The 18185-nt window shown below is 67.7% G+C and carries 17 protein-coding genes and 1 pseudogene; 14 read left to right on the plus strand and 4 right to left on the minus strand.

Annotated features, from left to right (window positions below; all coding sequences use genetic code 11):
* Nucleotides 1-20: 20 nt before the first annotated feature.
* On the plus strand, nt 21-656 hold the full coding sequence (locus WT60_RS23445) for a DUF938 domain-containing protein (protein WP_060355659.1): 636 nt from the start codon (nt 21-23) through the stop codon (nt 654-656).
* Nucleotides 657-947: 291 nt separating this feature from the next.
* Here the strand turns inward: WT60_RS23445 and WT60_RS23450 are convergent.
* Nucleotides 948-1046: pseudogene (locus WT60_RS23450) on the minus strand (6-phosphogluconate dehydrogenase); the annotation flags it as partial.
* On the opposite strand from WT60_RS23450, the gene gndA reads away from it, so the two are divergent.
* From gndA to WT60_RS23470, 4 genes are all read left to right on the plus strand, one after another.
* The gene (gndA, locus tag WT60_RS23455; RefSeq protein WP_038743453.1) at nt 1035-2450 is read left to right on the plus strand and encodes an NADP-dependent phosphogluconate dehydrogenase; all 1416 of its coding nucleotides are present in this window, start codon (nt 1035-1037) and stop codon (nt 2448-2450) included. The pseudogene WT60_RS23450 and the gene gndA sit on opposite strands and share 12 nt — an antisense overlap.
* 199 nt (nt 2451-2649) lie before the next feature.
* A complete protein-coding gene (locus tag WT60_RS23460) occupies nt 2650-2982 on the plus strand; it encodes a DUF4148 domain-containing protein (protein WP_038743454.1) in 333 nt (110 codons plus the stop codon).
* Nucleotides 2983-3399: 417 nt separating this feature from the next.
* Nucleotides 3400-3711: a cupin domain-containing protein gene (locus WT60_RS23465; RefSeq protein ID WP_059576346.1), complete on the plus strand. Its 312-nt coding sequence runs from the start codon at nt 3400-3402 to the stop codon at nt 3709-3711.
* Between the two features lie 322 nt (nt 3712-4033).
* Nucleotides 4034-4783 (plus strand): peptidoglycan DD-metalloendopeptidase family protein, encoded by a 750-nt coding sequence (locus WT60_RS23470; RefSeq protein ID WP_186448652.1) that lies wholly within the window; start codon nt 4034-4036, stop codon nt 4781-4783.
* A gap of 99 nt (nt 4784-4882) precedes the next feature.
* On the opposite strand, the gene WT60_RS23475 is transcribed toward WT60_RS23470, so the two are convergent.
* On the minus strand, nt 4883-5518 hold the full coding sequence (locus WT60_RS23475) for a Pr6Pr family membrane protein (RefSeq protein WP_038743460.1): 636 nt from the start codon (nt 5516-5518) through the stop codon (nt 4883-4885).
* A gap of 275 nt (nt 5519-5793) precedes the next feature.
* Here WT60_RS23475 and WT60_RS23480 point away from each other — a divergent pair, with 275 nt between their 5' ends.
* Nucleotides 5794-6330: a cytochrome b gene (locus tag WT60_RS23480; protein WP_038743462.1), complete on the plus strand. Its 537-nt coding sequence runs from the start codon at nt 5794-5796 to the stop codon at nt 6328-6330.
* Here the strand turns inward: WT60_RS23480 and WT60_RS35315 are convergent.
* The gene (locus WT60_RS35315; RefSeq protein WP_100185382.1) at nt 6285-6599 is read right to left on the minus strand and encodes a hypothetical protein; all 315 of its coding nucleotides are present in this window, start codon (nt 6597-6599) and stop codon (nt 6285-6287) included. The two genes, WT60_RS23480 and WT60_RS35315, sit on opposite strands and share 46 nt — an antisense overlap.
* A 60-nt stretch (nt 6600-6659) precedes the next feature.
* On the opposite strand from WT60_RS35315, the gene WT60_RS23490 reads away from it, so the two are divergent.
* From WT60_RS23490 to WT60_RS23505, 4 genes are all read left to right on the plus strand, one after another.
* Complete coding sequence (locus tag WT60_RS23490) at nt 6660-7049, plus strand: DUF2946 domain-containing protein (RefSeq protein WP_038743464.1); 390 nt, start codon at nt 6660-6662, stop codon at nt 7047-7049.
* An 87-nt stretch (nt 7050-7136) separates the two neighbouring features.
* Nucleotides 7137-9389 (plus strand): TonB-dependent copper receptor, encoded by a 2253-nt coding sequence (locus WT60_RS23495; RefSeq protein WP_100185383.1) that lies wholly within the window; start codon nt 7137-7139, stop codon nt 9387-9389.
* A 329-nt stretch (nt 9390-9718) separates the two neighbouring features.
* Nucleotides 9719-10813 carry a triacylglycerol lipase gene (locus WT60_RS23500; protein ID WP_059576334.1) on the plus strand — a complete coding sequence of 365 codons (1095 nt, stop codon included), beginning with the start codon at nt 9719-9721 and terminating at the stop codon, nt 10811-10813.
* Nucleotides 10814-10816: 3 nt separating this feature from the next.
* The gene (locus WT60_RS23505) at nt 10817-11851 is read left to right on the plus strand and encodes a lipase secretion chaperone (RefSeq protein WP_060355661.1); all 1035 of its coding nucleotides are present in this window, start codon (nt 10817-10819) and stop codon (nt 11849-11851) included.
* A 120-nt stretch (nt 11852-11971) separates the two neighbouring features.
* Here WT60_RS23505 and WT60_RS23510 read toward each other — a convergent pair whose 3' ends face one another.
* Nucleotides 11972-13501, minus strand: coding sequence for a PLP-dependent aminotransferase family protein (locus WT60_RS23510; protein ID WP_038743473.1), 1530 nt, complete (start codon nt 13499-13501; stop codon nt 11972-11974).
* Nucleotides 13502-13609: 108 nt separating this feature from the next.
* Between WT60_RS23510 and WT60_RS23515 the strand changes: the two genes are divergently transcribed.
* From WT60_RS23515 to WT60_RS23530, 4 genes are all read left to right on the plus strand, one after another.
* On the plus strand, nt 13610-14710 hold the full coding sequence (locus WT60_RS23515; RefSeq protein ID WP_059576327.1) for an ABC transporter ATP-binding protein: 1101 nt from the start codon (nt 13610-13612) through the stop codon (nt 14708-14710).
* A 74-nt stretch (nt 14711-14784) separates the two neighbouring features.
* Nucleotides 14785-15831 (plus strand): ABC transporter substrate-binding protein, encoded by a 1047-nt coding sequence (locus WT60_RS23520; RefSeq protein ID WP_059670440.1) that lies wholly within the window; start codon nt 14785-14787, stop codon nt 15829-15831.
* 108 nt (nt 15832-15939) lie between these two features.
* Nucleotides 15940-17199: an ABC transporter permease gene (locus tag WT60_RS23525; protein ID WP_038743858.1), complete on the plus strand. Its 1260-nt coding sequence runs from the start codon at nt 15940-15942 to the stop codon at nt 17197-17199.
* Nucleotides 17200-17227: 28 nt separating this feature from the next.
* Entirely contained in the window at nt 17228-18067 is an 840-nt protein-coding gene (locus WT60_RS23530) for an ABC transporter permease (RefSeq protein ID WP_038743860.1), read from the plus strand.
* Nucleotides 18068-18185: the final 118 nt, after the last annotated feature.

Raw genomic sequence — 18185 nt, forward strand, 5'->3', positions numbered from 1 at the left:
GCACACCGTTTCGCTTCGTCATGCCGATCGATTCCGCTTCGCGCCAATGGGCGCCCGCCGCCGAACGCAATCGCGAGCCGATTCTCGACGTGCTCAAGCGCGTGCTGCCCGCGCGCGGCACCGTGCTCGAGATCGCGAGCGGCACCGGCCAGCACGCGGTGCATTTCGCGGCCGCGTTGCCCGACCTCGTCTGGCAGCCGACCGACACCGAAGCCGCCGCGCGCGCGTCGATTGACGCGTGGGCGGCCGATGCCGCGCTGCCGAACCTGCGCGCGCCGCTCGCGCTCGACGTATGCGCCGAGCCGTGGCCGCTCGCCGCCGCCGATGCGATCGTCTGCATCAACATGATCCACATCGCGCCGTGGGCGGCCGCGTGCGCGCTTTTCGACGGCGCGGCGCGCCTGCTGCCCGAAGGCGGCGTGCTGTATCTGTACGGGCCGTATCGCCGGGGCGGCGCGCACACGGCCGAATCGAACGCGCGGTTCGATGCGCAACTGCGCGGCCGCCATCCGGCGTGGGGCGTGCGCGATCTGGAGGCGGTGGTCGAGCTCGGGCGGGCGGCGGGCCTCGCGCTCGACGAGATCGTGGAGATGCCGGCGAACAATCTGAGTGTCGTGTTCCGCAAGCGCACGCAGGCGCGTGATTCAGGCTCGTGATGCGCGGGTGCGGCATCGCGGCGCTCGCGCCAGGGTCGAGCGCGCGAGCGCGACGCGAGCGTAGCGGCGTGGCCCTTCGGTCGTCGCGGGCGCAACGCGATCCGTTCACGCACATACTCGGAAGCACCCCGAAGCGACGCCGCAATGCCGCCGACGCGGCGTCGTTTCACGCTGGATCGACGCGCGTAACCCGCGTCGAACCGCCGTCGAGCCACAGTCGAACGGTCCTTTAGCCGCCGCCGCGCGGGTGATCGATCGCCGCCGAATCGTCTCCGAACGCCTCCCGTTCCCGGGCGCACTCGCGCGGTTTCCCTTATCCTTGCGCCTATGCGCGCGGCCCCGGTGGGTCGCGCCCTGTTTTTTCCGGAGAATTGAACAATGGGTAAACAAGCAATCGGTGTGGTCGGTCTCGCGGTGATGGGGCGCAATTTGGCCTTGAATATCGAAAGCCGTGGCTATGCGGTGTCGGTCTACAACCGCAGCCGCGAGAAGACCGACGAACTGATCGCCGAATTTCCCGATCGCAAGCTCGTGCCGACCCACACGCTCGAGGAGTTCGTCGCGTCGCTCGAGACGCCGCGCCGCATCCTCCTGATGGTGAAGGCGGGCGAAGCGACCGATGCAACGATCGCGGCGCTCAAGCCGCTGCTCGACAAGGGCGACGTGCTGATCGACGGCGGCAACACGCACTTCACCGACACGATCCGCCGCAACCAGGAGCTTGCGCAGGCGGGCCTGCACTTCATCGGCACGGGCGTGTCGGGCGGCGAGGAGGGCGCGCTGCGCGGCCCGTCGATCATGCCGGGCGGCCAGCGCGACGCGTACGATCTCGTCGAGCCGATTCTCAAGCAAATCGCCGCGAAGGCGCCCGCCGACGGCGAGCCGTGCGTCGCGTACATGGGGCCGGACGGCGCGGGCCACTATGTGAAGATGGTCCACAACGGCATCGAATACGGCGACATGCAGCTGATCGCGGAGAGCTACGCGGTGCTCAAGCAGGTCGCGGGCTTGACCAACGACGAGCTCGGCGCGGTCTACACCGAATGGAATCAGGGCGAGCTCGACAGCTACCTGATCGAGATCACCGCGAAGATCTTCGGCAAGAAGGACGACGAGACCGGCAAGCACCTCGTCGACGTGATTCTCGACCGCGCCGCGCAGAAGGGCACGGGCAAGTGGACGAGCCAGAACGCGCTCGACCTCGGCGTGCCGCTGCCGCTCATCACCGAATCGGTGTTCGCGCGCGTGCTGTCGTCGCTGAAGGATCAGCGCGTCGCCGCGAGCGAAGTGCTGACGGGGCCGGCGCCCGCGCCGCTCGAAGGCGATCGCGCCGCGTTCGTCGAATCGGTGCGCCGCGCGCTGTATCTGTCGAAGGTGATCTCGTACGCGCAAGGCTTCGCGCAGCTCGACACGGCGTCGAAGGAATACGGCTGGAATCTCGATCTCGGCGCGATCGCGAAGATCTTCCGGGCGGGCTGCATCATCCGCGCGCGCTTCCTGCAGAAGATCACGGACGCATACGCGAAGAACGCCGCGCTCGCGAATCTGCTGCTCGATCCGTACTTCCAGGACATCGCCGCGAACTACCAGTCCGCGCTGCGCGACGTCGTGATCGCCGCGGTGAAGGCGGGCGTGCCCGTGCCGGCGTTCGCGTCGGCGGTTGCGTACTTCGACAGCTATCGATCGGCGCGCCTGCCGGCGAACCTGGTGCAGGCGCAGCGCGATTTCTTCGGCGCGCACACGTTCGAGCGCACCGACAAGCCGGGTAGCTTCCACGCGAACTGGGCCGAATGACACCTGGGATCGGTAATTGTTGCACTCGTCACTGTTATTAGTAGGGTTTCTCTAGAGTGAGGCGGTGATTGTTGTCTCTCGCGAAACAGTGTTTTCGTTGATCCATGGTTTTCCCTAAGTGTGTCCGTGACTAGACTGTGATTAATCGCTGCTCGCATGGTGCTTGCGGCGAAGCAAAAAAAGTCACGGAGGTTTGATCATGAAATCGCTTATCGCTACCGTCGCAGTTGCCGCCGCTCTCGCCGTTCCCGCCGTTTCGTTCGCTCAGCAATCGAACGGGCCGGTGACTCGCGCGCAAGTCAAGGCCGAGCTGATCCAGCTCGAGCAAGCGGGTTACAACCCGGCCGCCGACCGCGTGAATTACCCCGAGGAAATCCAGGCTGCGGAAGCCAAGATCCACGGCCAACAAAATGTTGCCGCGCAAGCCGACACGAGCGGTTACGGTGCCCAGCCGGCGGCCGCCGCCGAAGCCGGCGCGCCGAACAAGGTCAAGCGCATCGCCGACGGCGCACCGGTCTACAAGGGCCGTTGAGCGGCACGGTCGTCCGTCGCGCGCCGCGGTTGAACGCGGGCGCGGCGAATCCAGGCCGGCGCATGGCAGTCCACTCAGCCCGCGCGTTCCATTCGATGGAGCGCGCGGGCTGAGTCTTTTGGGGCGGGAAAATGCGCGGCGGCGCGCCGGCCGGCGTCGGGTGCTGTTTCGGCGCGGCCCAAAGGCCAGGGCATTCATATACGGCATACGCGGCCCGACCCGATCCGGGCGGCCGACGGGCCGGCAGTTGTTGGCGCGACGCCGCTCCTCGCGGCGCGCAAGCGCTGCTTGCCGGACAGGGTTGGCCGACCGGCCGACCCCGGGCAATTTACATCGGGCAGGTCGGGCGAGTTACTATCCGTCCGGCTGGGCCGTGCAATCGTCGCACCGGCCGCGGCGACGCCCACGGACCTGCCCATGAAGATCATCCGCAGCAAGAGTTTCACCGCGCCGCGCGCGTGGGGCGCCGTCGACATCGCCAACATGCGCGGCATCACGACCCGCCTGCATTGGACGGATCAGCCGTACAAATGGCACGTGAACGACGGCGAGGAGGTGTTCGTCGTGCTCGACGGCCAGGTCGAGATGCGCTATCGCGACGCCGGCGGCGAGCAGGTGGCCGTTCTCGACGCGGGCGACATTTTCTTCGCGTCGACGGGGACGGAACACGTCGCGTGCCCGATCGGCGAGGCGCGGATTCTCGTCGTCGAAACCGAAGGCAGCGTTTGAGGTCCGATCGGGATGGCCAGGTCGCGATTCGCGGTGCGCTGGCCCGGTCGAGCGCAGCGCGGCCGGGCGCGGTTCGTCCCGATGCATGTCGGCCCCATGCGGCCGGTTGCGGCCCGGTTCGCAGGACGCGGCTCGGCATGACGCGGTGTGGCCGGACGCCGTTCGGCGTGACGCGGCCTCGCCTGCCCGGCCGGGCTCGATATGGCCTGGTCGGACTCGGGGCGGCTTGCGCGGCTCGGCCCGATGCGATTTGGCCGATCGCGCGCGAAGGTCGGAACGGTGGGGCGCGTGGCCGCAGTGAAGTGAATTGATGGAGGTACGCTTGAGAAGAATTCTGTTCGTCGAACGGCCCGACGTGGGCTGGACGGTGCGCGCGATGCTCGTCGCGGCGGGCGCGGCACTCGTCGGCGGTTGCACGGTGACGCCGTGGACCGATTCGTGGCAACCGACGCACGTGCCGCAGCAGCCGGCGCCACGCGCATCGTCCGGCGTGCTGGCCGGCTATTACCGTGTGAATTCGGGCGATACGCTCGCGAGCATCGCGTCCGCGTTCGGGCAGCGCACGCTGGATATCGCGAGCTGGAACCACCTGGCGCCGACCGACATGTTGGCGCCCGGCCAGGTGCTGCGCGTCGCGCCGCCGCCGAGCACGACGACGCTTGCGCCGCCGCCCGCCGCCGCGCAGCCGGAAGCGGCTGCGCCGGCGCTCGCGTGGCCCGCGCACGGCACCGTGACAGCGCCGTTCGGCGCCGGCAAGAACCACGGAATCGTAATCACGGCGACGGGCGGCGACCGCACGGTGCGCGCCGCCGCGCCCGGGCGCGTCGTGTATGCAGGATCGGGCGTTGCCGCCTATGGTCCGCTCGTGATCCTGAAGCACGAGAACGGGCTCATCACCGCGTACGGGCACAACGAGAAGCTGCTCGTCAGCGAGGGCGACGCGGTGAGCGCGGGCGAGCCGGTTGCGGAGATGTCGACCGACGCGAGCGGCCGCTCGACGTTCGAGTTCGAAGTGCGGCGCAACGGCAAGGCCGTCGATCCGCTCGGGCTGCTGCCACGTAACGGCTACTGAACGGCCGCGCGCGCCGCTTGCCGAGCGGAGCGCGGCCTGCTTCGCGGCGCTGCCGCGTCGGGCCGGCGATCCGCGGCGCGCGAATGCGCGGCAACGTCGTCAGGCGTGCTCCGTCTGCGGCGCGAGCGAGCCGGCACGGTTGCCGAGCAGCACGATCAGCGCGGCGAATCCGAGGCTGCCCGCCGCGATCGCGCCGCTGTACGCGGCGACCATCATATAGCCGTGCGTGCGCGGATCGACGAACGGATACGGATACCAGTCGATGAGCGCGCCGCGCACGAGCGTATAGCCGAGATACGCGACCGGAAACGCAAGCCAGCGCGCGAGCTGCGACCAGTCGATCCGCACGCGCGGCGCGACGTACAGCCAGTCGAGAAACACCGCGACCGGTATGATCCGATGCAAGATCCAGTTCGTGTAATAAGGCGTCGCGTGATGCACCGCGTCCAGATGCGCAAGCAGCAACTCGTAGACGATGCCCGTGATCGCCATGTAGAGCACGACGGCGCCGCGCGCGGACTCGTATCGTCGTGACGGCGGCTTCGCCGCGAGCCACAGGCCCGCGAGCAGCACGATGGCCGTGTACAGGCTGCTGAGTTGGGTGAAGTAGCTAAGGAAATTGTCGAGCCGAAAGGTCGGCGCGTTCCATCTGAGTGCGATGCTATGGCACGTCGCGGAAAGGATCAGCCCGCAGCCAGCGAGCCTGTAGGCTGAGACAAAAGCGGCTTTCTGCATGATGGGGCCTTGCGTGTTGCGATGACGCGGGCGTCGTGGCACAACCGTGCCCGACCGCTCGAATATTGAATCGAGAATAGTTCAAGCATCGCTACGCCGACATGCGGCTCTACCCGAGCCTGAGCGTCATGCGAGCGGCGATCCTCGGCCCGCGATCGCGCGGAAACTTGATTCAGCCGCATGGCCCACGCATCGCGCGTCATTACAATCCGATGACGTCGCGCGCGATACGGCGCGCGATGCAGTGGTCCCCCTCAATACGAACGAGACGAATCATGAATCGCATCCTTGCCGGCCAGGCGCGCTACAACCGTCCCGCCGTCTTCTTCCATTGGGCGATCTTCCTGCTCGTCGCGCTCGCGTATCTCGCGATCGAGGTGCGCGGGCCGAAGGGCACCGACAGCCGGGTGTTCTGGTCGAACGTCCATTACCTTGCCGGCGCGCTCGTGCTGGCGTTTGCGGCGCTGCGGATCGTCTGGCGCTTCGCGAGCCGCGCGCCGGACGAATTGCCGCAGCCGGCGTGGCTCGCGCTGCTCGCGAAGCTCGCGCATCTCGCGCTGTACGTGTTCATCGTGGCGCAGCCGCTTCTCGGCATCATGACGCTGAACTTCGGCGGCAAGCCCGTGACGCTCGCATGGATCGACTGGTCGTTCACGCTGTTCAGCCCGAATCCGGGCCTGCGCCCGGCGATCAAGGAAGCGCACGAATTGATCGGCAACGTGTTCTATTACGTGATCGGCCTGCACGCGCTCGCCGCGCTCTGGCATCACTTCGTGAAGCGCGACGAGACGCTGCGCAGAATGACGTTCTGACGCGCTTGGTCTTCACGGCGCGCATCGTTGCGGATGCAACGATGCGCGTGCGCGGCTGGCGCGCAGCCGCAGCCGCAGCCGCAGCCGCAGCCGCAGCCGCTGCAGCCCCGCACCCGCACCCGCACCCGCACCCGCACCCGCACCCGCACCCGCACCCGCACCCGCACCCGCACCCGCACCCGCACCCGCGACTGCACCTGCACCTGCACCTGCGACGGCGACGGCGCCTGCGCCTGCGGCGGAGACCGCGACCGTTTCGCGCTATCCAAGCCCGCAAACATTCTGTAACATTCGGGCGGCTTTACATTTCCTTTACGCAACACCGCGCCATGTCCAACCGATTCCGCAAACTGACTGCCTGGCTGGGCATGCTTGCGATCTGGTTGGCGATCGTCGCGCCGCTCGTCTCGCAGGCGAACGCGCGGCTCGCCGCGCGTTCCGATGCCGTGATCTGCGGCGACGAGCACCACGCTCGGGCGGTCGAAGCGGGCGTCGCGCCGGGCGATGCAGCGCACGGCGGCGCGCACCATGCGCTGCATCTCGACGCCTGCGGATATTGCGCATTCTTCGCGCACGGCCCGGCGATCGGCGTGGCCGCGCCCTCCGTCTTCTCCGCGCACGTGGCGGCCGTCGCGCCGGCCGTCTTCTCTCGCGCAGTCGAGCCTTCGCTCGAGCGCTACACGCGCGCCTATCCGCGCGCCCCGCCGAAAGACGCCTGAACGCCTGATTTCATTTCCGTTCATGCAGTCCCCGCATCCGTTCGATCCGACGATCGCGCGGAAGGGGCGTCTTTCGAGTTTCGATTCATGACATCCAAGTTCTTGTGTCACGCGCACGCCGCGCGTGGAGACCGTGCGCGCCGCCGGCGGCGCGCGATCAGCCTGACCGTCCCCGCGCTCGCGGCGGGCGCCTTCCACCTCGCGCCGGCCGTCGCGCAGACGGCCGGGCCGGGACACCGGCACGATGCGGCCGGCGCGACGAGCAGCACGACGAGCAGCACGACGAGCAGCACGACGAGCAGCACGACGAGCAGCACGACGAGCAGCACGACGAGCAGCACGACGAGCAATACGCCGACCAGCACGCCGGCGGACGCGCCCGTGCTGCCGACGATCGAGGTCGTCGCGGCGCCCGAATCGACGCCGCTCGTCGTCGTCACCGATCCGAAAACGCCGCGCCAGCCGCTGCCCGCGAGCGACGGCGCCGATTATCTGAAGACGATTCCCGGCTTCGCGTCGATCCGCAGCGGCGGCACGAACGGCGATCCGGTGCTGCGCGGGATGTTCGGCTCGCGCCTGAACATCGTCGCGAACGGCATGCCGACGCTCGGCGCGTGCCCAGGCCGGATGGACGCGCCGACGTCGTACATCGCGCCCGAGAGCTATGACAAGGTGACGGTCGTCAAGGGGCCGCAGACCGTCTTGTACGGACCGGGCGCGTCCGCCGGCACGGTACTGTTCGAGCGCGTGACGCCGCGCTTCAAGACGCCGGGCATGCGCTTCGAGGGCAGCGTCGTGGGCGGCTCGTTCGGGCGCAACGACCAGAACGTCGACGTGACGGCCGGCACGCCGGACTTCTACGGCCGCGTGAGCGCGAACCACGCGCATTCGCAGGATTACGAGGACGGCAACGGCCGCACGGTGCCGTCGCAGTGGGACAAATGGAATGCCGACGCGGCGCTCGGCTGGACGCCCGACGACAACACGCGGCTCGAGCTGACGGCGGGCACGGGCGACGGCTACGCGCGCTACGCGGGCCGTGGGATGGACGGCGCGCACTTCCGGCGCGAGACGTTCGGCTTGAAGTTCGACAAGAAGCACATCGGCGACGTGCTCGACCGGATCGAGGCGCAGGTCTTCTACAACGAAGCCGATCACGTGATGGACAACTACACGCTGCGCATGCCCGATCCGACGAGCAGCATGCCGATGCGCATGGCGTCCGAAGTGCGTCGCCGCACGTTCGGCGCGCGCGTCGCGGCGACGCTGCGCTTCACCGACGCGTTCAAGCTCGTGACGGGCGTCGACGCGCAGTCGAACCGCCTCGATTCGCGCTCGGCGATGGGAATGCAGAACTACGGCGACATGCCGTGGAATCCGCAGGCGAACATGTGGAACGCGGGCGCGTTCGGCGAGCTGACCTGGTATGCGAGCGATGCGTCGCGCGTGATCGGCGGCGCGCGAATCGATTACGCGGCTGCGCGCGACAAGCGCGCGATGATCAGCGGCATGATGATGAGCATGCGCAACCCGACGTTCGACGATCTGCGCTCGCGCGTGCTGCCGAGCGGCTTCGTGCGCTACGAGCGCGATCTCGCGTCGCTGCCCGTCACGTGGTACGCGGGAATCGGTCACACGGAACGCTTTCCTGATTATTGGGAACTGTTCTCGGCGAAGCGCGGGCCCGCCGGATCGGTCAACGCGTTCTCGGCGATCGAGCCCGAGAAGACGACGCAGCTCGACATCGGCGCGCAGTACAAGAGCGACAAGCTGGACGCGTGGGTGTCCGCGTACGCGGGCTACGTGCAGGATTTCATCCTGTTCGACTACGCGACGGGCCCGATGGGGCAGACGACCCAGGCGACGAACGTCAACGCGCAGATCATGGGCGGCGAAGTCGGCGCTTCGTGGCGACCGCTCGCGCCGTGGCGCTTCGACGCGTCGCTCGCGTATGCGTGGGGACGCAACGTGCAAAGCGGCGCGCCGCTGCCGCAGATGCCGCCGCTCGAAGCGCGCTTGGGCGTCGAATACTCGCGCGGGCCGTGGTCGGCGGGCGGGTTGTGGCGAGTCGTTGCGCCGCAACATCGCTATGCCCTGAACGAGGGCAACGTCGTCGGCAAGGACTTCGGCCCGAGCGCCGGTTTCGGCGTGCTGTCGCTGCACGCGCAGTACAACGTGAGCAAGGCGGTGCAGATCTCGGTCGGCATCGACAACGTGCTCGACAAGGCTTATGCGGAGCACCTGAACCTCGCGGGCAACGCCGGCTTCGGCTACCCGGCGAACATGCCCGTCACGGAGCCCGGCCGCACCGCCTGGGTCCGCTTGAGCACCAAGCTCTAAGCTTTCGCCGGTCCCTTCCTTTCCCTCGCATCGCGGTGCAGCATCCGCGATGCGGGCGGTCTACCCGCTTCGCATCGCCGCTAGCGTCAATCGATTAGAGAGCCGCGTCTAACCGACGGAAAATTTTCGTTAGGCATGCTTCACTCCGTTAGCCGACGCAGGGGGGCGTTCGTTTAAATCGTCAAAGATCGTCATCGAGCCCTAGGCAGCATCGTTGGGTCGTGCAACTGTGTCGGCGTGCGGGCTGCGTCTTCGCGCGGTGCGAAACGTAGTCATGCGAACAGAAGCGATATCCCCATCCGATACGATTCAAACAACAGGAGACGTACATGGCCAGATCGATGCGATCCAAAGCAGTAGCGGCAGCCGTTGCATTCGCGATGAGCGCGGCGCCCGCCGCGAGCATCGGAACCTTCCTCTCGCTTGCAGGCATGCAATCCGCCGCGGCGGCGACGACAGCCGTGGACACCTACGCGGCGACCAAATACCCGATCATCCTCGTGCACGGCCTGACCGGCACCGACAAATACGCGAACGTTCTCGAATATTGGTACGGCATCCAGGAAGATCTGCAGGCGCACGGCGCGACCGTCTACGTCGCGAACCTGTCCGGCTTCCAGAGCGACGACGGGCCGAACGGCCGCGGCGAGCAACTGCTCGCGTACGTGCAGCAGGTGCTCGCCGCGACGGGCGCGTCGAAGGTGAACCTGATCGGCCACAGCCAGGGCGGGCTCACCTCGCGCTACGTTGCTGCGGTCGCGCCGCAGCTCGTCGCGTCGGTGACGACGATCGGCACGCCGCATCGAGGCTCGGAGTTCGCCGACTTCGTGCAGACCGTGCTGGCTTACGATCCGACGGGCCTGTCGTCGTCGGTGATCGCCGCGTTCGTCAATGTGTTCGGCATCCTGACGAGCAGCAACAACAACACGAACCAGAACGCGCTCGCCGCGCTGAAGACGCTCACGACGGCGCAGACCGCAACCTACAACCAGAACTATCCGAGCGCGGGGCTCGGCGCGCCGGGCTCGTGCCAGACGGGCGCGCCGACCGAGACGGTCGGCGGCAACACGCATCTGCTGTATTCGTGGGGCGGCACGGCGATTCAGCCGACGGTGTCGATTCTCGGCGTGACGGGCGCGACCGATACGAGCACGATTCCGGTCGTCGATCCGGCGAATGCGCTCGATCCGTCGACGCTCGCGATGCTCGGCTCCGGCACGGTGATGATCAATCGCGGTTCCGGCGCGAACGACGGACTCGTGTCGCGTTGCAGCTCGCTGTACGGCCAGGTGCTCAGCACGAGCTACAAGTGGAATCACCTCGACGAGATCAATCAGCTGCTCGGCGTGCGCGGCGCGTATGCGGAAGACCCGGTTGCGGTGATCCGCACGCATGCGAACCGGCTGAAGACGCAGGGTGTGTGATCGATGAAGGGTGAAGGCGGCATCGCGCGACGCGTCGCGCTCTATGGGGCGGCCGGCGTCGTTGCGGCCGGCGCGGTTTGGTACGTCGTCGGCGCGCCGGCGAAGCACGATGCCGGCGCGGCCGGCGTCGCGCCCGCCGCCGCCGCATCGGCGCCCGCCGTCGCGGCGGTGGGCGCCGATGCGGGTTCCGGCGCGAACGCGCTGCCGAAGTCGCTGGCGGGCTCGTCCGCGCCGCATTTGCCGCTCGATGCGCAAGACCATCTCGCAAAAGTGCGCGCGATGCGCGACTTCTTCGATTACTGCCTGAGCGCGCAGAACGAGCTGAGCCCGCAGGCGCTCGATGCGCTCGTCTCGCGCGAGATCGCCGCGCAGCTCGACGGCACGGTCGCGCAGGGCGAGGCGCTCGACGTGTGGAAACGCTATCGCGCATATCTTGCCGAGCTCGCGAAGCTGCCGGACGGCGGCGCGCCCGGCAACAAGTTCGATCTCGCGACGATGCAGCTCGCGCTCGATCAGCGCGCGTCGATCGCGAGCCGCACGCTCGGCGACTGGAGCGCGCCGTTCTTCGGCGCCGAGCAGCAGCGGCAGCGCTACGATCTCGCGCGGTTGAGGATCATGCAGGACGCGTCGCTGACGGATGCGCAGAAGGCCGCGCGCCTCGCGGCGCTCGAGCAGCAGTTGCCGCTCGATCAACGCACCGAGCTCGCGCGTGAAAAGCAGCAGAAGGATGCGATCGCGCAGATCGCGCAACTGCAGAAGTCGGGGGCGTCGCCCGACGAAATGCGCGCGCAGCTCGCGCAATCGCTCGGCGCGCAAGCCGCGGATCGCGTCGCGAAGATGCAGCAGGCGAATGACGCGTGGCGTGCGAAGTACGACGAGTATGCGGCGCAGCGCGCGCAGATCGATGCGCAGAATCTGGCGCCGCAGGATCGCGACGCGCAGGTCGCGCAGCTGCGGCAGCGCTATTTCACGGAGCCGGGCGAGGCGCTGCGCGCGGCGTCGCTCGATCGCGGCGGCGCGGCGACGCAGACGCAATAGCGCGTCGGGCATGCGCGCATGCGGCATGCGCGCGTGCGTGTGCGCATCCCTCGTTCGAGAGCGGGGCGCGCGCGTGCCCGGTTATGCCGCGTCTGCCGCGCATCACGCGCATCACGCACATCACGCGACACGCCGCTTCCCGCTTCGATCCAGATGCACTTCGATTGTTTGCGCGAGCGTATCGAACGCAGGCGCGATACGCTCGTTCGGCACGCACGCATAGCCGAGCAGCAAGCCCTCGCGCGCCGTCTGCGCATGGTTGTAATACGTGGTGAGCGGACGCACGATCACGCCCGCGTCGAACGCGGTTTGCGTGATCGCACGATCGTCGCAGCCGTTCGGCAGTCCGATCACGAGGTGCAGGCCCGCTTCGTCGCCCATTACCGGCAGCGCGTCGCCGAAGCGCGCGCGGATCGCATCGATCAGCAACTGCCGGCGCTCGCCGTACAGCGCGCGCATCCGGCGCACGTGCGACGTCAGATAGCCGTCCATGATGAACTCGGCGAGCACCGCCTGTTGCATCAGCTGTCCTTCGCGATACAGCTCGGACAGCCCCGTCCTGAACGTTTCGACGAGATGCTCGGGCACCACCATGTAGCCGAGCCGCAGGCTCGGGAACAGCATCTTGCCGAGGCTGCCGACGTAGATCACGCGGCCCGCGTCGTCGAGCCCCTGCAGCGACGCGAGCGGCCGGCTGCCGTAGCGGAACTCGCTGTCGTAATCGTCCTCGATGATCCAGCATTGATGCTGCCGTGCATATTCGAGCAGCATCCGCCGCCGTGCGAGGCTCATCACCATGCCGAGCGGATATTGATGCGACGGCGTGACGAGCGCGAGCCGCGGCGGATGCTTCAGGTCCTGCGCGCGCGGCGCGAGCCCTTCGTGATCGACGGGCACGGGCGCGAGCACGAGGCCCGCCGCTTGCAGCACGCTGCGCACGCCCCAGTAGCATGGCTCCTCGACCCACGCGCGATCGCCGACGTCCGCGAGGAGCCGCACCGACAGGTCGATCGACTGATGAATTCCGGTCGTGATGATGATCTGGTCGGGCGAGCATTTGACTGAGCGCGCGACGCGCAGATAGTCCGACAGCGCCCGGCGCAGCGGCCGGTAGCCGCCGCCCGGCGCGTAGGTGAGCAGCTCGGGATTCGCTTCCTTCCACAGCCGCGCCTGCAAGCGGCTCCACGTGCGCGCCGGAAACTCCGACACGTCAGGCACGCCCGGCATGAACGCCCCCCACTGGCGGCGCGACACGCCCGCGTGCTCGATGAGCTGCGCGCCGCGCGTCGACAGCGCGCCGTGCGCGCGCTGCCGCGCGGCGAGCGACTCGTCCGACGCGTGCGTGTGCGCGCCGGCTTGTGCGCGCATCGCCGCGGCGTCGGGGCGCGTATCGGCGACGTAGGTGCCGCTGCCCGTCGTCGTCAGCACGTAGCCTTCGGTCGTCAACTGGTCGTACACGTGCAGCACGGTATTGCGCGCGATCGCGAGATCGGTCGCGAGCGTGCGCGAGCTCGGCAGCTTGGTGCCGGGCGTGAGCTCCCCCGACAGGATCGCCTGCTGCATCAAGCGCAGCAGTTGCCGGTACATCGGCTCGGCCGAGTGCCGCTCGAGCCGCGCGGCGAGCCAGTCGGAGAGGATCACGGTGTCCAAAGTGGTTCTACCGAAAATATTGAAATGGTTCCCTATTGTAGGACCGTGTGCGCCGTATAGTGAATCGCATCTCGAAATATCGAGCCAGGACGAAAAGGGGACGGGACGATGAAGACCGATGATGCGATCGTCAGCTTTCGCGGCGTGCGCAAGACCTACGACGGCGAAACGCTCGTCGTCAAATCGCTCGATCTGGACATCCGGCGCGGCGAATTCCTGACGCTGCTCGGGCCGTCCGGCTCGGGCAAGACCACGTGCCTGATGATGCTCGCGGGTTTCGAATTCCCGACGGGCGGCGAGATTCGCCTCGACGGCGAGCTGCTGAACCACGTGCCGCCGCATAAGCGCCACATCGGCATGGTGTTCCAGAATTACGCGCTCTTTCCTCATCTGACCGTCGCGCAGAACGTCGACTATCCGCTGAGCGTGCGCCGGATGCCCGCCGCCGAGCGCAAGACGCGCGTCGCCGCCGCGCTCGAGATGGTGCGGATGGAGCGCTTCGCGAAGCGCTATCCGGCGCAGCTGTCGGGCGGCCAGCAGCAGCGGATCGCGCTCGCGCGCGCGCTCGTGTTCGAGCCGAAGCTCGTGCTGATGGACGAACCGCTCGGCGCGCTCGACAAGCAACTGCGCGAACACATGCAGTACGAACTGAAGGCGCTGCACGAAAAGCTCGGGCTGACCTTCGTCTACGTGACGCACGATCAGGGCGAGGCGCTGACGATGTCCGATCGCGTCGCGGTGTTCGACAAGGGCGTCGTGCAGCAGCTCGACACCGTCGATCGGCTCTATGAATCGCCGTGCAACGAATTCGTCGCGAATTTCATCGGCGACAGCAACCGGCTGCGCGGCACCGTCGCGAGCGTGAACGGCGAGTTCTGCGAATTCCGGCTCGACGACGGCACGCGTCTCGTCGGCCTGAACGCAGGCAGCGCGCAAGCGGGCGCGGCGGGCGTCGCGTGCATCCGCCCCGAGCGGATGAGCGTCGCGCCGGGCGGCGGCCGCGCGGCGAACGGTGCGGCAAACGCGCTGTCCGGCGAAGCGCGCAGTCTCATCTACTTCGGCGACCACGTGCGGATGCGCTGCGCGCTGCCGGGGCAGGACGAATGCTTCGTCAAGGTGCCGCTCGGCACGGGCGCGCTCGACGCGTTCACGCCGGGCGCGCCGATCTCGCTCGAGTTCCGGCCCGAGCATCTGCGGGTTTTCGCATGATCGCGAGGCCGCGCGCCACGCATCGCGTTTCGCACAACAACCACGCTTCATCACCTGTCACGAGAGGAAACATCATGGACCACACGTTCTCCACGCCGCGCCGCGCGGTCGCGCTGCTGTCGCTCGCCGCGTTCTGCACGGCGGCGGGCGCGGCCGAGCTGACCGTCGTCAACTTCGGCGGCGCGAACGGCGACGCGCAGAAGGCCGCGTTCAACCAGCCGTTCGAGAAGGCGACCGGCAACAAGGTCACGGCCGTCGAGTACAACGGCGAGCAGGCGAAGGTGAAGGCGATGGTCGAGGCGAAGCACGTGAACTGGGACGTCGTCGAGGTCGAATCGGGCGATCTGAATCGCGGCTGCGACGAAGGGCTGTACGAGAAGCTCGACTGGACGAAGATCGCAAAGCAGTCCGATCTGATTCCCGAATCGCCGCAAACGTGCGGCGTCGGTTTCTTCGTCTGGTCGACGGCGCTTGCGTACAACGCGGACAAGCTGAAGAGCGCGCCCGCCGGCTGGGCCGATTTCTGGGACGTGAAGAAATTCCCGGGCAAGCGCGGGATGCGCAAGGGCGCGCGCTACAACCTCGAGTTCGCGCTGATGGCGGACGGCGTCGCGCCGAAGGACGTCTACAAGGCGCTCGCGACGAAGGCGGGCCAGGACCGCGCGTTCAAGAAGCTCGACGAGCTGAAGCCGAACATCCAGTGGTGGGAGGCGGGCGCGCAGCCGCCGCAGTTTCTCGTCGCGGGCGATGTGGTGATGTCGACCGCGTACAACGGCCGGATCGGCGCCGCGCAAAAGGAAGGGAAGAACCTCAAGGTCGTCTGGAGCGGCAGCATCTACGATCTGGACTACTGGGCGATTCCCAAAGGCTCGCCGAACAAGGCGCTCGCCGAGCAGTACATCGCGTACACGCTCTCGCCTAAGCCGCAGCAGGCCTATGCGCAGCACATCTCGTACGGCCCCGCGAACGTCGCCGCGATCAAGGCGCTCGACGCGAAGACGCTTGCGAACCTGCCGAATTCGCCGGCGAACGGCAAGAACGCGGTACTGCAGAACATCACGTTCTGGACCGATCACGGCGACGAGCTCGAGCAGCGCTTCGCCGCGTGGGCGTCGAAGTGACGGCCGCATGAGCCGATGAAGCCACCGGCCGCGCGCGCCGCGATCATGGTGCGGCGCGCGCGGCGTTCCTTCGAACGGCGTTTCGGCCGGAGACAACCGTTGAATACGATGACGATCGCTACGCAGTCGGCGCCGCCGGCTCAATCGCTCAAGCGTGAACTGAAAGCGGCCGAGGCCAGGAAGCGCGCGACGGCGCTCTTGCTCGTCGCGCCGCTCGCGATATTCCTGCTGCTCGTGTTCGTGGTGCCGATCGGCGCGCTGCTCACGCGCGCCGTGCAGAATCCCGAGATCGCGACCGCGCTGCCGCACACGGTGGCCGCGCTGTCGAGCTGGGACCGCAAGGCGCCGCCCGCCGATGCCGCGTACGCGGCGCTTGCCGCCGACCTCACGCGGATCGCCGACGGCGAGGCGATGGGTGCGCTCGCGCGACGCCTGAACACCGAGATTCCCGGCTATCGGTCGCTCGTCGCGAAGACCGCGCGCGCGATGCCGTTGACGCGTGACGCAAACGCGCCGCTCGCGCCGGCCCAGGTGCGCGCGAAGCTGATCGAGCTCGACGAGCGCTGGGGCGATCCGGCGTACTGGCAGGCGATCGCGAAGAACGGCAGCCGCTATTCGCCGTTCTATCTGCTCGCGGCGCTCGACCACCGGCAGGACGGCTTCGGCAGCGTCGTGCCCGCCGATCCCGATCAAGCGATCTATCTCGCGATCTTCGGCCGCACGCTGCTGATCGGCTTCGCGGTCACGCTGTTCGCGCTCGCGCTCGGTTATCCGCTCGCATACTGGATCTCGACGTTGCCCGAGCGCCGCGCGAATCTCGCGATGATTCTCGTGCTGATTCCGTTCTGGACGTCGGTGCTCGTGCGCGTGGCCGCGTGGATCGTGCTGCTGCAAAGCGAGGGGCTCGTCAATCGCGCGCTGATCGACGTCGGGCTGATCTCGCAGCCGCTCGCGCTGCTGTTCAATCGCGTCGGCGTGTACATCTCGATGACGCACATCTTGCTGCCGTTCATGATCCTGCCGCTCTACAGCGTGATGAAGTCGATTCCGCCGAGCTATCAGCGCGCGGCCGTGTCGCTCGGCAGCCATCCGTTCGCCGCGTTCTGGCGTGTGTACGTGCCGCAGACCTATCCGGGCGTGGGCGCGGGCGCGCTGCTCGTGTTCATCCTCGCGATCGGCTACTACATCACGCCCGCGTTGCTCGGCGGTCCGAATGATCAGATGGTCAGCTACTACGTCGCGTACTTCACGAACGTGACGATCAACTGGGGAATGGCGTGCGCGCTCGGCGGCCTGTTGCTCGCCGCGACGCTCGTGCTTTACGCGGTGTACGGCCGCTTCACGCGTTCGCAACCGAGCCTCGGTTGAGCGAAGACGGGTGAACAGGGAAACGAACATGAAACTGCTTGCGAAGCCGCTCTTTGCGCCGCACATGTCGGTGGTCGAGCGCGCGTGGTATTTCGCGCTGCGCGGCCTCGTCGTGCTGACGCTGCTGTATCTGATCCTGCCTGTGCTCGCGATCGTGCCGCTGTCGTTCTCGTCGAGCACGTTCCTCGTCTATCCGATGCCGGGCTTCTCGATGCGCTGGTACGAGAACCTGCTCGCGTCCGACGAGTGGCGGATGGCCGCGAAGAACAGCTTCATCGTCGCGCCGGCGGCGACGCTCGTCGCCACCGTGCTCGGCACGCTCGCCGCGATCGGCCTCACGAAGGCGGACTTTCGCGGCAAGGGCCTGCTGATGGCGGTGCTGCTGTCGCCGATGATCGTGCCCGTCGTCGTGGTGGGCGTCGGCATGTATCTGTTCTTCGCGCCGCTCGGCCTCGCGAACACGTACACGGGGCTCATCTGCGCGCATGCGGCGCTCGGCGTGCCGTTCGTCGTGACGACCGTCGCGGCGACGCTGCAGGGATTCAACCAGAATCTCGTGCGTGCGAGCCTGTCGCTCGGCGCGAATCCGCTGACGACGTTCTTTCGCGTGACGCTGCCCGTGATCGCGCCGGGCGTGATGTCGGGCGCGCTGTTCGCGTTCGCGACGTCGTTCGACGAAGTGGTCGTCACGCTGTTCCTCGCGGGCGCCGACCAGACGACGCTGCCGCGCCAGATGTTCACCGGCATTCGCGAGAACATCAGCCCGACGATCGCCGCGCTCGCGACGATCCTCATCGTGTTCTCGACCTGTCTGCTGCTTGCGCTCGAATGGCTGCGCGGGCGCAATGCGAAGCGCGCGGTGAGTTGAGGCCGTGGTATTCGGAAGCAGGCGCGGCGCGCCTCCGGTCGCGCCGCGCTTGTCGCCTGCCGCCTGCCGCCTGCCGTCAATCGAGCGCCGCGCGGTCGCGCGCCGCGCTCGCCCACGA

Source organism: Burkholderia sp. MSMB617WGS, from assembly GCF_001532025.2.
GTDB classification, from domain to species: domain Bacteria; phylum Pseudomonadota; class Gammaproteobacteria; order Burkholderiales; family Burkholderiaceae; genus Burkholderia; species Burkholderia savannae.

Coding starts and splice junctions, on each gene's coding strand:
- WT60_RS23495 (WP_100185383.1), top strand. CDS start 7,137: ATGACATCCAAGTTCTTGTGTCACGCGCACGCCGCGCGTGGAGACCGT.
- WT60_RS23515 (WP_059576327.1), top strand. CDS start 13,610: ATGAAGACCGATGATGCGATCGTCAGCTTTCGCGGCGTGCGCAAGACC.
- WT60_RS23490 (WP_038743464.1), top strand. CDS start 6,660: ATGTCCAACCGATTCCGCAAACTGACTGCCTGGCTGGGCATGCTTGCG.
- WT60_RS23500 (WP_059576334.1), top strand. CDS start 9,719: ATGGCCAGATCGATGCGATCCAAAGCAGTAGCGGCAGCCGTTGCATTC.
- WT60_RS23465 (WP_059576346.1), top strand. CDS start 3,400: ATGAAGATCATCCGCAGCAAGAGTTTCACCGCGCCGCGCGCGTGGGGC.
- WT60_RS23520 (WP_059670440.1), top strand. CDS start 14,785: ATGGACCACACGTTCTCCACGCCGCGCCGCGCGGTCGCGCTGCTGTCG.
- WT60_RS23460 (WP_038743454.1), top strand. CDS start 2,650: ATGAAATCGCTTATCGCTACCGTCGCAGTTGCCGCCGCTCTCGCCGTT.
- WT60_RS23445 (WP_060355659.1), top strand. CDS start 21: ATGCCGATCGATTCCGCTTCGCGCCAATGGGCGCCCGCCGCCGAACGC.
- gndA (WP_038743453.1), top strand. CDS start 1,035: ATGGGTAAACAAGCAATCGGTGTGGTCGGTCTCGCGGTGATGGGGCGC.
- WT60_RS23525 (WP_038743858.1), top strand. CDS start 15,940: ATGACGATCGCTACGCAGTCGGCGCCGCCGGCTCAATCGCTCAAGCGT.
- WT60_RS23530 (WP_038743860.1), top strand. CDS start 17,228: ATGAAACTGCTTGCGAAGCCGCTCTTTGCGCCGCACATGTCGGTGGTC.
- WT60_RS23480 (WP_038743462.1), top strand. CDS start 5,794: ATGAATCGCATCCTTGCCGGCCAGGCGCGCTACAACCGTCCCGCCGTC.
- WT60_RS23505 (WP_060355661.1), top strand. CDS start 10,817: ATGAAGGGTGAAGGCGGCATCGCGCGACGCGTCGCGCTCTATGGGGCG.
- WT60_RS23475 (WP_038743460.1), bottom strand. CDS start 5,518: ATGCAGAAAGCCGCTTTTGTCTCAGCCTACAGGCTCGCTGGCTGCGGG.